Genomic DNA, 12767 nt, shown 5'->3' with positions numbered 1-12767 from the left:
AATCGACGAAAGGCGTTCGAACCGGCCGTCTCAGAAGGGTTCGTAGCAGTCGTAGGTCTCGATCGAGGTGATCACGCCGTCGGCGGTCCGGACGAACTGCGCGATGTGGGCGACGAGCTCGGTGCCGCGCCGGAACGGTCCGGTGTCCTGGGCGATCACGCCGGTCCAGGTCAGGCGCAGGATCGCGGTGTCACCCACGGCAAGGGCCGAGTGGACGTCGTAGCGCTGGCGGGCCAGCAGTCCCGCGCCGACCGCGGACGCGGCGAGCATCCCGTCCAGGGCGGTGTGCGCGCCTTCGGGTTTGAGGCGGTTGGGGTGCTCGGTGGTCGTGGCGGTCGGGGCGAAGTGGGCGCGGAGGTCTTCGCCGTGCCGCCCGGCTTCCAGGGCGCGGAGGAGGGAGGTCGCGACGGCGACCGGGTCGCGGGTCATAAGCACAACCATAGTTGTACAACCCTGGTTGTCAATGTCATGGTGTGCGGTGTGGAGCCCCTGGACCCCGCCGACATCGACCTCGCGACCCTCGCCGGACTGGCGGGCGGTGCGGCGAACACCGCGCTGCTCGCGGAGTTGCGGGAGGCCGGGCACGTCGGCGTGCGCACCTCGCACGGGTACGTCGTCCAGCACCTGCTCACCGGGTCGCCCACGGTGTCCGAACTGGCCGAACTGCTCGGGGTCACCCAGCAGGCGGCTTCGAAGCACCTGCTGGAACTGGAGCGCCTGGGCTACGTCGAGCGGGTGCCCGATCCGGCCGACAGCCGGGTGCGGCGGGCGCGGCTGACCGGGCGCGGGCACCGCCTGGTCGAGGACAGCCGCCGGGCGCGGCGCCGGTTGGACGCCCGGCTGGCGACGGCGGTGGGCGAGGACGCGGCGGACGCGGCGCGGCGGGCGTTGATCGGCTTGCTGGACCTGACCGGCGGCACGGAGAGCGTGGTCGCCCGGCGAGTCTTGCCACCGACCGGCTGAACGCGTCGAACACGGGTCGAAGCCGGTGTCGAACCGTGTCAAGAGGACGGCTCCACCGAGGGATCCCCGGCCGCTTCGGACGAGCGTTGACGCCGCTCGTGCCGGTACTCCACGATGACCGCATCCACGCGGCGTAAGGGGACACCATGCACGGTCGTTCGTGGCAGAGGAAAGCGCTTACCTGGTGGCGCGCACTGGCTTCGCTCCTGCTGGCCGTCGGTCTGGTCACGGTCGTGCCGGGCCCGGCGCACGCGTCCACGAGCCAGTTCCGTGGCGTCAACTGGGCCGACCCCCGGGACAACTTCGTCAACGGCGTGCTCTACCTGTCCGGGCTCAGCGCCACCGACACCTACTCCTCGGCCGCCACCGTCGGCAACCAGGTCGTCGGGCAGCTGTTCTCGATCACCGGGGCCAACACCGTCCGCATGCCGATCAACGAACCCACGGTGGCCAACTACTGGGGCACCTACACGGGCGCGATCGACGCGGCGCTGACCAAGGGCAAGGTCATCCTCGCCTACTGGGCCTACACCGGTGGCCGGCCGCAGAACACGACGGCGTTCAACCAGATGTGGGACAAGGTGATCGCGCAGTACGGCAGCAACCCCAACGCCTACTTCGAGGTCATCAACGAGCCGCACGGGTACAGCACCACCGACCTGAACAACATGTACAACTCCTGGCTGGGCCGGTACTCCTCGGTGCCGCGCGGGCGGGTCATCCTCGACGGGGCCGGGCTGGCGCAGAACGTGCCCGCGGTGGGCGGCGACAGCCGGTTGAACGGCACGCTGCTCGCGGTGCACGACTACTCCTTCTTCGCCGGGTACGAGAGCGAAACCGAGTGGGCGAACCACATCGGCGGGTACATCGGCAACTACGCCGACCGCACCATCGCCACCGAGTGGGGCGGCGCGATGAGCCCCGGCACCAAGAACGGCGTCTACTTCGACCGCATCGACTACAGCGTGCCCAGCGGGTCCTACATGGCCGACTACATCCGCGGGGTCAGCGGCAAGCTGCGCAGCCTCGGGATGGGCAGCGTGTACTGGCCGGGCCTGCGCGACGGCGACTGGTACAGCCTGACCACCAGGACCGGCAGCGGCGCGGACACCCGGCTGTCGCTGACCAACGCGTCCGGCCTGCTGCGCCTCCAGTACGCGTGGGGCGTCGGCGACGGCGGCACGACGGTGGCCAAGATCCGCAACGTCGCCACCGGCCTGTACGTCGACGGCATGGGCGCCACCACCAACGGCACCGCCGCCGGCCAACGCGCCGCGAGCAGCGCGCCCGACCAGCAGTGGATCATCGAGAACGCGGGCAACTACGTGCGCATCAAGAACGCCGCCACCGGCCTCTACCTCGACGGCGCCGGCCAGACCTCCAACGGTGCCAACGCGAGCCAGTGGACGTCCAGCACCAGCAACAACCAGCAGTGGACCATCCTGACCGGCGCCACCAACGGCAACGACATCCGCATCCGCAACCGCGCCACCGGCCTCTACCTGGACGGCATGGGCCGCACGACCAGCGGCGCGAACGTCGGCCAGTGGAGCGACAGCGGCAGCAACAACCAGAAGTGGCGGATCACGTCGGTCGGCTCGTAGCGCCCGGAACGCTCGGACGTGCGGGGCCGGGGACACCCACTCCCCTGGCCCCGCACGACCGCGCCCTCGGTGCGGCCGAACGGGTTGCCCCCGTCCACGGAAGAGCGAATTCCGCACAAATCGGCATTCGCGAGAAATGCCGTTGCGCCGCAACGGTTCTACACCTTCGGGTAATGGTCGCCGGACCACGCGGTCGGTAGCTTCGAGGCATCCCCAGCCCTCGCACGAAGGAGTGCGGTCATGGACTTCGACGCCTTGAGCCTGCTCCGCGACGGCCTCCCGGACAGCCGCGCGCCCCGTCGTCGGGTCGTCGTCGTGGGGGCGGGGATGGCGGGCCTGACCACCGCCCTGCTGCTCAAGGACGCGGGCCACGACGTGGTCGTGCTGGAGGGGCAGAACCGGCTGGGCGGGCGCATCCTGACCCACCGGGACTTCTCCGGCGACATGTACGGGGAGTTCGGCGCGATGCGCTTCCCCCGGCAGCACCCGCTGGTGCAGCACCTGATCGTGGACAAGTTCGGGCTGGAGACCGCGCCGTTCCCGATGTACGACGAGGACACGTTCGTCTTCCTCCAGGGCAAGGGCGTGCGGCGCAGCGAGTTCGACGCCTCGTCCTTCCGGTTCGACCTCGCCCCCGACGAGAAGGACAAGACACCGCACGAGCTGCTGCGGCACATCGTGCACCCGCTGGTGGAGGTGGTCGAGGGCGACGAGCCGGAGCGGGCGTGGCACCGGCTGCTCGGCGAGTTCGACCGGTACACCCTGCTGGGGTTCCTCAAGGAGCGCGGGGCGAGCGACGGCGCGCTGGCCATGCTCGGGCCGTTGTTCAACCTGGAGGGCCGGTACCACTTCTCGCTGCTGGAGTGGTTCGCGCACTACTACGAGGACGTCTTCGGCGACCTGGTCTACCTCCCGGCCGGCGCGGACGCGCTGCCGCGCGCGTTCGAGCCGTACCTGATGGACGACATCCGCTTCGGGGCGGTGGTGCAGGGCGTCGACCAGTCCGAGTCGGACGTGCGGGTGCACTACCGGGTGGGCCGCGAGACGCGGACGACCACGGCGGACGAGTGCGTCGTGACCGTGCCGTTCGCCGGCCTGCGGCACATGGAGATCTCGGGCCTGGACCCGGACAAGTGGTACGCCATCCGCAACACCTACTACGGGCGGGCGCACAAGCTGTTCATGCAGTTCAGCGACCGCTGGTGGGAAACGCGGTACGGCATCACCCACGGCACCACCGTCACCGACCTGGCGATCCGCAACGTCGTCTACCCGCCGGCGGGCCAGGACCGCCGGTACGGCAAGGGGGTGATGATCGCCTCCTACTGCTGGGAGCAGGACAGCATGCCCTACACGCCGCTGGCGGGTGAGGAGTGCGTGATGCAGGCGCTGGAAGACCTCTCGAAGATCCACCCCGAGGCCCGGGAGACCTTCGAGTTCGGCGTCTACCACGACTGGGCGCTGGACTGGTTCGCCTGCGGCATCGGCCCCCTCTTCCGCGCCTACGAGATGAGCGAGTCGTTCTACGAGGACGTGATCCGCCCGGTGGGCCGTGTCTGGTTCGCCAACGACGCCTGCGACCGCCGCCACCGCCGCTGGGCAGAGGGCTCGATCAAGGCCGCGATCAAGAACGCCTTCGCCATCCACACCGGTCTGCGCGACGAACTACCGGTGAAGGACTAGAGCGTGTCTGGTTATTCGGTGGCGAGCCAGATTATCAGGCTGGCGATGGCGAGGGCGGCCAGGTAGGAGTGGGCGGTCTTGTCGTAGCGGGTGGCGAGGCTGCGCCACTGTTTGAGCCGGTTGATGCAGCGTTCGACGGTGTTGCGGCCGCGGTAGACGTCGGGGGCGAAGGCCGGTGGCCGTCCGCCGCGGCTGCCTTTGGCCAGTCGGTTGCGCACCCGGTCGGGCGGCCTGCGGGATCGTGGCGGTGATGCCTCGTCGGCGCAGATGCCCGCGGATCGCGCGGGAGTCGTAGGCCTTGTCGGCGAGCACCCGGTCCGGACGGGTACGGATACGTCCGGACCGGGTGCGGCAGCGGATGCCGGCCATCACCTCGTCGAAGCGCGGTGCATCGCCCGCCTGGCCGGGGGTGAGCACGATCGGCAGTGGCCGCCCGCGTTCGTCGCAGGCCAGGTGCACCTTGGTGCTCAATCGTCCGCGGGAGCGGCCGAGTGCCTCACGGGCCGCAGCAGCGGCCGGCGCAGCCCCCTTTTCGCCGCGCCGGCGGCGTGCTGGTGCGCCCGCACCACGGTGGAGTCCACGCTCACGGTCCACTCCACCGCGCCGACGGCGTCGTCGCGGACCTGCACATGCTCCAGCAACTATCAGACGCGCCCTAGCCCTCATCGCCACGCGGTGACGTGGACGGTGTCGCCCACCGCGACCTCGCCGGGTGCCAGCACGGCCGCCTTCAAGCCGAAGCTGACACCCGTGGCCTCACGGCGGTAGTCGGCCAGGGTGCGCAGCGGCTCCAGTCCCATCCGCACTCCGGTCGTCTGGTCGACGCGGGTGACCACGCACCGGATGGCGAGCTCACCGAACCCGATCTCGGCGCGGCCGATCGCCATTCGGCCCACCCGGTCTTCGGTGTGCGGTTCCGGCCAGCCGCTGATCACGATGTTGGGCCGGAAGCGGTCCATCGGCAGGGGGTCCTCGCCGCGGGCCTCGATCCGCGCGTTCAGACCGTCCAACGAGGACACCGAGACCACGTGCACCGCGGTCGGGTCCGTCCCGTCCCGCCGGGCCCGGTCGGGCTCGCGCACCAGGCGGGCCGGCCGGGCGAGCACTTCCGACAGCCACCCCGCCACCTCGTCACCCTGGTCGATCCCGATCCCCGGCCACTTCTCCACGTCCACCGGTCGTTCCGCCCCGGCGGTCACCACCTCCACGACCACCTCGCCCGCCTCGAGAGCGCTCAACGCCAACCGCGCGCCGCCGTCGAGCACCCGGACGCGGATCGCGGCCAGCCGCGGGGTGTCGCCCTGCCAGAGGCAACCCCCGTCCGAGCCGACCACCGCGAACAACCGGTCGTGGGCCAGCCCGGTCGGGGTGATCTCGGCCCGGTCGACGGCGATCCCGGCACATCCCTTGACGGGGTACGACGTCAGCGCGGAAACCGTTGCCATGCCACCAAAGTACCTCCCACCCGCGGACACGGGAAAAGGTTTCGCAAACGGGTGTCAGCGGGCGGGGAAGACGGCTTTCACCGCGAACGTGCCGGTCGGACCCAGTTCGATGACCGGCAACCGCCGGCCCACCGCGTTGCCGGTGGTGGCGTCCAGGGTGAACGGGCCGCCCGCGCCGCGCACCTGGTTGCGGTCGCGGTCGGAGCGGGCCAGTTCGGCGCGGACGTCCAGCCGGGTCGGCAGGTCGCCCGGCTTCAGGCCCACGGACGCGCGGCTGATCACGTCCCAGATCGCGAGCATGGCGTCGTGCATCATCACGCCCCACCCGTCGGCGAGGTCGGTGGGGTCGAAGCCCAGGCGCTCGAACCGGGCGGTGAGCGCGGCGAACTCCGTGATGCCCATCTCCCGTGCCGCCTGCGGGTCGACGTGCGGGGTGTAGACGACGGCCAGGGGCGCCTGGTCCGGCCGGGGTTGCAGTTCCGGGCGGGTGCGCAGCATCGAGGCGTCGGAACCGGTGACCAGCGTGACCAAGCGGTCGCGGGCGCAGCTGCGGTTCTTCAGGTTGTCGATCAGGTCGTCCAGGAGCACCGCGCGGCCCGCGTACAGGACGGTGCTGGGCGCGCCGTCGCCGCAGAGGTCCCTGGTGATCTGCTTGAACTGGTTGCCCAGCGTCGCCTCGGTGTCGAAGCGGTTCTCGACGGTGATCGACAGCGTGCCGCGGGCCGAGGCGTCCTTGAACTCCCGGTAGAGCGTGGAGGTGTAGAGGTCGTCCTCGTTGACGTCGTAGACGAGCATGGCCCGCCCGAGACCCTGCCCGGCCAGGTACTCCGCGAGCACCGCGATCTGGGTGCCGGTGGTGGAGCTGACCCGCGCGAAACCCTTGAGGTACCGGGGTGGCTCGCCCGGCTCGACCTGGAACCCGGTGGCGGTCACCACCGAGGCGACCATCGGGATGCCGGCCTCCGCCAGCGCGCTCGCCGCGTGCCGGGCGTTGACGGTGCTCTGCCCGACCCCGATCACGCCGACCAGCCGCTGCTCGTCGGCGAGGTCGACCAGCTGGTCCACCACCCGCCGCCACTCCTGCTCGGTGCTGCCGGGGTTGGCGAGCAGCAGCCTGATCTTCGGCTCCTGCTTGTCCTCGTTGGCCGCGAGCTGGGCGGCGTGCGCGCCCTCCAGCTGCGCCCGGACCCGCTGCCAGGTCACGCTGCCGACGTCGTTGGGCAGCAACGGGGTCAGCATGGCGACGGTGACGTGCGGTTGCCCCGCGACGCGCTCGTTCTCGGCCACGATCCGCCGCTGCACGTCGGCCAGGCTGTCGTGGAAGACGTACGAGCCGTCGGTCACGCCGACGCACTCGCCACCCCGCTCCCGCACGCCCTCGCCGCACCGGGACACGAGGTCCACCCCGACGACGACCAGAGACCCCACGACCAGCACGAGCACCGCCACGAGCACCGCCACCCGGACGCGTGCCCGGCGCAGCGCGCGGGCGGGCGTCGGCGGGGTGAAGTCGACCGGCTCAGCCGGCCGGGCCGCCGCCTGCCGGCGCACGCCCCGGCTCGACACGGGCGTGTCCCCCTCCTCGGCGCGGGCCTCCCACCGCTTGGCGGCTTGGAGGAACTCGTTGCGCGCCACGCCCGGCTGCTTCGCCAGCTCCCTGAGGTCCAGCGCGGCGCTGCTCCACAGTTCCGGGCGGTCCGCGTCGGACAGCGGGTCGTTGGCGATCCACAACGCCGCCAGCACGCGGCCGATCGACCGGGCGGGCTCCGCCGCCGGGGTGGGGTGCCCGGTCGCGGCCGGCGCGCGGTCGGGGTGATCGGGCGCGGTCTGGTCGGGGCGAACGGTCGCCGCGAGCACCCGGTCGGGGTCGGCCTCGTCGGTGTCGAGGTCGTTGGGCGCGGCGGTGACGGACTCCAGTGCGGTCAGCCACGCCCGTGCGTCGGGCAGGAGCTCCACCAGCTCGCGGACCACCGCGTCGACGTCCCGCAGCGCCAGCGCGTGGTAGTCGCGGTCGGCGGCCCTCCCGTGGTCGCGCAACCAGGTGTGCACCGCCGTCCACCGCTCGGGGTCGGCGGCGAGGCGGCGCAGCAGCAGGTACCGCAACGCCGGGACCAGCACCATCCGGCCGGTGTCGGGGTCGTGGACCTGGAGGGCGTCGGGCACGAGACCCGCGCCGCCGCGCACCGGGACCAAGCCGCTGCCCGCCAACTCGGCGGCCTGCTCGACGTCCCGCGCGGCGGCGCAGGGCTCCAAGGCCTTGGCGCGGGTCTCCAGCGCGGCGGCGCGCTTCTCTGCCGCCCCTGGGGACGCGTCCGCGGCTGCGCGCTTCTCTGCCGTGGCCGGGGACGCGTCCGCCGGCGTGCCGAGCAGTTCGCGCAGCAGCCGCTCCCCCACCGTGACCGGGTCCTTGTCGACCGGGCCCCGCCACGGCGCGTCGAGCAGCCGCTTGACCGACGTCTCCCCGTGGTCGCCGACGGCCTTCACGACCACCGCCGTGGCGGCGGGGTGGCCGCGGGTGAAGCGGTACACGCGGGCGGCGACCGCGCGGTGCCCGGCTAGGCGGGGACCGGCGACGTCGGACACCATGTCCTTGACCTCGTCCAGGGTCAGGTCGCGCAACGCCACCGGGTAGGAGTCGCTCTCGTACTCGCCCTGCCGGCGTTCGAGGTAGTCGGCGTAGCCCGCCTCCTCGGCGAACGGGACCTCCCCGTCCGGCGCCACGTGCCGCACCACCCCGCCCGCGCTGGTGGCCACCACGGTCAGCGGGTCGGGCTCGCGGCGGCGGGCGTCGACCAGCGCCCGGTAGAGCAGGCGGCCGGGCTTGGTGTCGATGTCGTCCAGCAGCACCACGGGGTTCAGCGACCAGGAGCGCGCACCCCGGCCGCGGGCGAACGCGGCCCGCAGGTCGGCCAGGAACGCCGACCACAGCAGCTCGGTGGCCGCCTTGCGGTCGCCCTGCACGTCGAGGTTGAGCTGGACCAGTTCGTCGTAGGGGTGGTCGCCGTACCACTCCAGCCCCTCGCCCAGCACCACCCGCCGCCCGCGCCGCCACGACACCAGGCCGTCGAGGAGGAGGTTGGGCGCGTACCGGGCCAGCACCGCGACCCCGGGCACGCCGCCCACCACCGGCACCGCACCGGCTACCTCCTGGCCCAGGTCGCTCAGGAAGGCCCGCAGCCGGTCCACGTTCCGGGTGCTCTCCACGGCCTGCCGGATGCGGGCCTGCGCGACCGGGCCGGGCCCGTCGAGCTGCGCGGCGATGGCCACCTGGGCGGTGACGAAGCGGGGGAACGGGATCGACCGGTAGCCGGCGGCGGTGCGGTTGAGGTCGAAGGCGAGCCGCGACAGCACCTTCCACGCGGTCTCGTCGCGCTCGTCGGCGCAGTTGATCCGGGCGTGGGGGACGTGGTCCCGCATCCGGCGCTCCAGGTCGTCCAGCAGCGCGGTCTTCCCGCAGCCCTTGGGCCCGGTGAAGATCAGGACCGGGGTGCGGCGGGTCGTCGGGTACCCGTCGGGCTCCGGCCGCGTCGCGAACTCCCGGACCAGCGCGACCGCCGAGTCCCGGCCGTACAGGGTCGACGCGTCGTCAGGCATGTGCACCCCCACCCACGAGTCGGTGCCGGTGGCCGTCCGCCACCCGGAGCCGTCCAGGGTGCCGCAGGGGCTCGGGGACCGGGCCCGAAGCGGGTGAGCACCGGGCGGCCCGCGGTCAGGGCGGCGGAGGCCGCAGCCGTGGGGCGGGTCAGGAGATGGAGCGCAGCCCGCCGTGGGACCGGCGGTGGAGGTGGTCGACCGCTTCGGCCGTCCGATCGTCGGCAGGGAGGAAGACCACGAGTTGTTGCGCGTCCTCCGCCAGTTCGAAGGTCTCGCGGTGCAGGCGGAGGTGGTGGCCGCTGGGGTGGTTGAGGCGCAGGACGCCGCGGCGGGGCACCACGTGGCGGTTCAGGCGGCGGGTGAAGTCCTCGCCCGCCACCGGGGTCAGGCCCGCCGTGAGCCACTCCAGGTTCTCCAGCGACGGCGCGCGCCACAGGTCGAAGGCCAGTTCGTCGGCGATGTCGTCCCAGTCCACGAAGAACGACCGCGACCTCGGGTCGGTGAACGCGTAGTGGTTGAGGTTGGGGTGCGGGGCGTCGAGCAGGCCGGTGCCGGTGGCCACCGAGCGGAAGGCGTCGGTGTGGGCCAGCACGTCGCCCAACCGGTTGCCGATCATGGCCACGCCGGGCTCCAGCAGGTGCAGCGTCCGCAGCGCCGACGGGCGGACGCGGCGCGTCGGCGGCACCGGGCGGATCTGCACGGTGCACTCGTCGCCGGTGATCTTGGCCAGGTAGCGCAGGTGGTTGCGCTCCGCGGCGTCCAGGCACAGCGCGTCGGCCAGGGCGTCGACGACCTCCGGCGACGGGTTGCGGTCACGGCCCTGCTCGATGCGGGTCAGGTACTCCACGCTGATGCCCGCTCGCGTGGCCAGGTCGAGCCTGCGCAGGCCCGGCGACCGGCGGCGGCCGTGGTCGGGCAGGCCCAGTGCGTGCGGTTGGGTGCTGTCGCGCTTCGCCCGGATGAAACTCCCCAGCGGCGTCCCCACGCCCGCCAGGCTACCGCCGCGTTCGGGGTTCGAGGGTGGCCCTGCGAGGACCAGCCTGAGCGCGGCCTGGCTGTCGGGGGCCACGGGCCTTGATGGTGGTGGGCGTGGAGAACACGTCGACTCGGGCGTTGGTGGTGTGGGGGCTGCTCGTGGTGGCGGCGAACCTGCGTGCGAGCCTAACCGGCGTCGGGCCGCTGCTCGACCAGGTGCAGGCCGACCTGGGTCTGGCCCCGGCCGTGGCGGGCTTGCTCAACACCCTGCCGCTGCTGGCCTTCGTGGCGCTGTCGCCGGTGGTGCCCCGACTCGCCGCGCGCTGGGGCGCCGAACGGCTGCTCGGCGGCGCCGTGGTGGTGCTGGCGCTGGGCATCGCGGTCCGCTGGGTCCCGGCGTCGGTCGGGTTGTTCGGCGGGACGGTGCTGATCGGCGCGGGCATCGCGGTGGGCAACGTGCTGCTGCCGGCCCTGATCAAGCGCGACTTCCCCACCAAGGTGGGCGTGTTGACCAGCGCGTACGCCACCGTGATGGGAGGTGTGGCCGCGATCGCCTCCGGGGTGGCGGTCCCGATCAGCCAGGTCGCCCCGGGCGGTTGGCGCACCGCGTTGGGCGGCTGGGTGTTCTTCGCGCTGGTCGCGGTCCTGCTGTGGATCCCGCGGATGCGGGCGCCCCGGCGGGAGGCGCGGGCCGTGCGCCACCGGCTGCCGTGGGGTTCCGGGCTGGCGTGGGCGGTCACGGCGTTCATGGGGTTGCAGTCGCTGGGCTTCTACGTCGTGGTGACGTGGTTGCCGCAGGTCTTCCAGGACAACGGCGTGAGCCCGGCCGCGGCGGGGTGGTTGTTGTTCCTGTTCCAAGTGGTGGCCGTGGGGACCAGCCTCACCGTGCCGGGCGCGCTGCGGTGGGCCCGCGACCAGCGCGCACTGGCGGCGGCCTGCTCGGCGATCATGCTCGTCGGGTACGTCGGGCTGTTCGTCGCGCCAGGGCGGGCGTTGCTGTGGAGCGTCGTCCTCGGGCTGGGCGGCGGGGCGTGCCTCGTGCTGGCACTGGCGTTCATCAGCCTGCGCGCGGAGAACGCACCCGGGGCCGGCGCGCTGTCGGCGATGTCGCAGTCCATCGGCTACCTGCCGGCCGCCATCGGCCCGGTGGTCTTCGGCTTGCTGCACACCGTGAGCGACGGGTGGCGGGTCCCGATCGGGCTGATGGTCGTGACCGCGGCGGCCCAGACGGTCGTCGCCCTGGTGGCAGGCCACGGCACCGTGCGCGGCACCCCGGAACCCGCCCACGTCCCGACACCGGCACCCGGGCGCTGAGTTGCCTCCCGGCGGTGTCCGGACCGGGGCAGCCTCGGCGGGTCTCCGTCTGGTTGGATCTTGCTGTGGTGTACCCGAAGGTCGTGGCGGATCGAGAAGTGCTCGTCGTGCGGGAGGGCGAGGAGGTGCAGGCACCACTGCGCGCCTTCCTGGACGGGTACGACGGCCCGCGCCCCCGGTACCGGATCGAACTGGTGTTGCGAGGCGACCTGTTCACCGCCACCGCATCGGACGTGTTCGAGGCGTTGGCGCGCCTGCGCCGCCAGTTGGAACCGACCGGGCACGCGGTGGCGGTGCAGGGCGCGCGCCGGGACGTGTGGCCGAGCGGGATGACCCGCGACATGAGCGGCGGACTCCAGGCCTACGTCATGCGGCCGGGCGAGAAGGCGACCGCATCCGACCTCGTGGAAACCCTGGCCGACGCGCCGGTGGAGCTGCTCGGCACGATCGCCGAACAGGAGGCGTGCCGGGACGCCTGGTTCGGCCGTTTCCGGCAACGCTGACGTGTGCGCCCGCTCGCAGCCTGCTCCCCGTCACCGAGCGGGTTGTCGCGCCAGGTGTTCACGCCACGGGGTGAGGGCGACGTCGGTGGCCGTGCGGATCGCGGTGTGGAGCGTGGTCGGGTCGGCGGGCTGATCGGCTCCGTCCAACAGGGCTTGCAGGGCACCGCTGATCGCGCCGACGAACGCGCCCGTGAGCGCCGCCGCGCCGACGTGGTCGAGTCGGTCGGGGAACGCCTCCGCCAGGTGTCGGGCGATCTGGTGCTGGGCGTCGAGTTGGACCTGCAGCGCGCGTCCGCGCACGGCGGGCACGGTCCGCATCAGGCGGGTCCGCAGCACCGCCAGCCGGCTGACCATGTCGTCGCTGATCTCGGCCGCCCCGACCAGGGCGCGCGCCAGGACCTCCGTCGGGCCCTCGTCCGGGGTGCGCGTGGCGATGGCGTCGAGGGTCGCCTGCACGCGCGCGTCGGAGTCCGGGAACAGCAGCTCTTCCTTGCTGGCGAAGTAGGCGAAGAACGTCCGGGTGCCGATCTCGGCCGCCGCCGCGATGTCCGCGATCGTCGTCTCGTCGTAGCCCTTGCTGGCGAACAACTCCGTCGCCGCGTCGACCAGCGCTTGGCGCGTGCGGGCTCGCTTGCGGTCACGAAGGGACATGCGCGACAGCATACGGCACTCACCGCAGACCAGCA

At 72.5% G+C, this 12767-nt stretch carries 12 protein-coding genes and 1 pseudogene; 5 read left to right on the top strand and 8 right to left on the bottom strand.

All coding sequences use genetic code 11. The annotated features are described in order from the left end of the window. Positions 1-30: 30 nt before the first annotated feature. Positions 31-429, bottom strand: a complete 399-nt coding sequence (locus DFJ66_RS41565; protein ID WP_121230264.1) for a nuclear transport factor 2 family protein — start codon at positions 427-429, stop codon at positions 31-33. Between the two features lie 51 nt (positions 430-480). Between DFJ66_RS41565 and DFJ66_RS41560 the strand changes: the two genes are divergently transcribed. The 3 genes from DFJ66_RS41560 (at position 481) to DFJ66_RS41550 (ending at position 4250) form a co-directional block, all read left to right on the top strand. Next, complete coding sequence (locus DFJ66_RS41560; protein WP_170200055.1) at positions 481-963, top strand: MarR family winged helix-turn-helix transcriptional regulator; 483 nt, start codon at positions 481-483, stop codon at positions 961-963. A 146-nt stretch (positions 964-1109) separates the two neighbouring features. Continuing rightward, positions 1110-2567: an RICIN domain-containing protein gene (locus tag DFJ66_RS41555; protein ID WP_121230260.1), complete on the top strand. Its 1458-nt coding sequence runs from the start codon at positions 1110-1112 to the stop codon at positions 2565-2567. Between the two features lie 240 nt (positions 2568-2807). Then, entirely contained in the window at positions 2808-4250 is a 1443-nt protein-coding gene (locus DFJ66_RS41550) for a flavin monoamine oxidase family protein (protein ID WP_121230258.1), read from the top strand. A gap of 11 nt (positions 4251-4261) precedes the next feature. Here the strand turns inward: DFJ66_RS41550 and DFJ66_RS44805 are convergent, their stop codons facing one another. The 6 genes and pseudogenes from DFJ66_RS44805 to DFJ66_RS41530 form a co-directional block, all read right to left on the bottom strand. Then, positions 4262-4468, bottom strand: coding sequence for a transposase (locus DFJ66_RS44805; RefSeq protein WP_246030141.1), 207 nt, complete (start codon positions 4466-4468; stop codon positions 4262-4264). A gap of 16 nt (positions 4469-4484) precedes the next feature. Further along, a pseudogene (locus DFJ66_RS45545) lies at positions 4485-4709 on the bottom strand (transposase); the annotation flags it as partial. 8 nt (positions 4710-4717) lie between these two features. Then, positions 4718-4891, bottom strand: coding sequence for a hypothetical protein (locus tag DFJ66_RS43240; RefSeq protein ID WP_170200051.1), 174 nt, complete (start codon positions 4889-4891; stop codon positions 4718-4720). Between the two features lie 21 nt (positions 4892-4912). Beyond that, positions 4913-5695, bottom strand: coding sequence for an MOSC domain-containing protein (locus tag DFJ66_RS41540; protein ID WP_121230254.1), 783 nt, complete (start codon positions 5693-5695; stop codon positions 4913-4915). Positions 5696-5749: 54 nt separating this feature from the next. Further along, positions 5750-9289: a hypothetical protein gene (locus DFJ66_RS41535; RefSeq protein WP_121230252.1), complete on the bottom strand. Its 3540-nt coding sequence runs from the start codon at positions 9287-9289 to the stop codon at positions 5750-5752. A 148-nt stretch (positions 9290-9437) separates the two neighbouring features. Then, positions 9438-10274 (bottom strand): helix-turn-helix transcriptional regulator, encoded by an 837-nt coding sequence (locus DFJ66_RS41530; RefSeq protein WP_121232502.1) that lies wholly within the window; start codon positions 10272-10274, stop codon positions 9438-9440. Between the two features lie 104 nt (positions 10275-10378). On the opposite strand from DFJ66_RS41530, the gene DFJ66_RS41525 reads away from it, so the two are divergent. Beyond that, positions 10379-11578, top strand: a complete 1200-nt coding sequence (locus DFJ66_RS41525; protein WP_246030140.1) for an MFS transporter — start codon at positions 10379-10381, stop codon at positions 11576-11578. 65 nt (positions 11579-11643) lie between these two features. Continuing rightward, positions 11644-12081 carry a hypothetical protein gene (locus DFJ66_RS41520; RefSeq protein ID WP_246030139.1) on the top strand — a complete coding sequence of 146 codons (438 nt, stop codon included), beginning with the start codon at positions 11644-11646 and terminating at the stop codon, positions 12079-12081. 30 nt (positions 12082-12111) lie between these two features. On the opposite strand, the gene DFJ66_RS41515 is transcribed toward DFJ66_RS41520, so the two are convergent. Then, positions 12112-12732, bottom strand: a complete 621-nt coding sequence (locus DFJ66_RS41515; RefSeq protein ID WP_246030138.1) for a TetR/AcrR family transcriptional regulator — start codon at positions 12730-12732, stop codon at positions 12112-12114. Between the last annotated feature and the right edge of the window lie 35 nt (positions 12733-12767).

The sequence above is a fragment of the Saccharothrix variisporea genome (assembly GCF_003634995.1).
Lineage (GTDB): Bacteria > Actinomycetota > Actinomycetes > Mycobacteriales > Pseudonocardiaceae > Actinosynnema > Actinosynnema variisporeum.
Note: the sequence above shows the minus strand (reverse complement) of the source record. Positions and strands in the feature narration are given on the sequence as shown.

Excerpts from the sequence above, each read along its gene's own strand:
- DFJ66_RS41535 (WP_121230252.1), bottom strand. The coding sequence starts at position 9,289 with ATGCCTGACGACGCGTCGACCCTGTACGGCCGGGACTCGGCGGTCGCG.
- DFJ66_RS41565 (WP_121230264.1), bottom strand. The coding sequence starts at position 429 with ATGACCCGCGACCCGGTCGCCGTCGCGACCTCCCTCCTCCGCGCCCTG.
- DFJ66_RS41515 (WP_246030138.1), bottom strand. The coding sequence starts at position 12,732 with ATGTCCCTTCGTGACCGCAAGCGAGCCCGCACGCGCCAAGCGCTGGTC.
- DFJ66_RS41555 (WP_121230260.1), top strand. The coding sequence starts at position 1,110 with ATGCACGGTCGTTCGTGGCAGAGGAAAGCGCTTACCTGGTGGCGCGCA.
- DFJ66_RS41550 (WP_121230258.1), top strand. The coding sequence starts at position 2,808 with ATGGACTTCGACGCCTTGAGCCTGCTCCGCGACGGCCTCCCGGACAGC.
- DFJ66_RS41540 (WP_121230254.1), bottom strand. The coding sequence starts at position 5,695 with ATGGCAACGGTTTCCGCGCTGACGTCGTACCCCGTCAAGGGATGTGCC.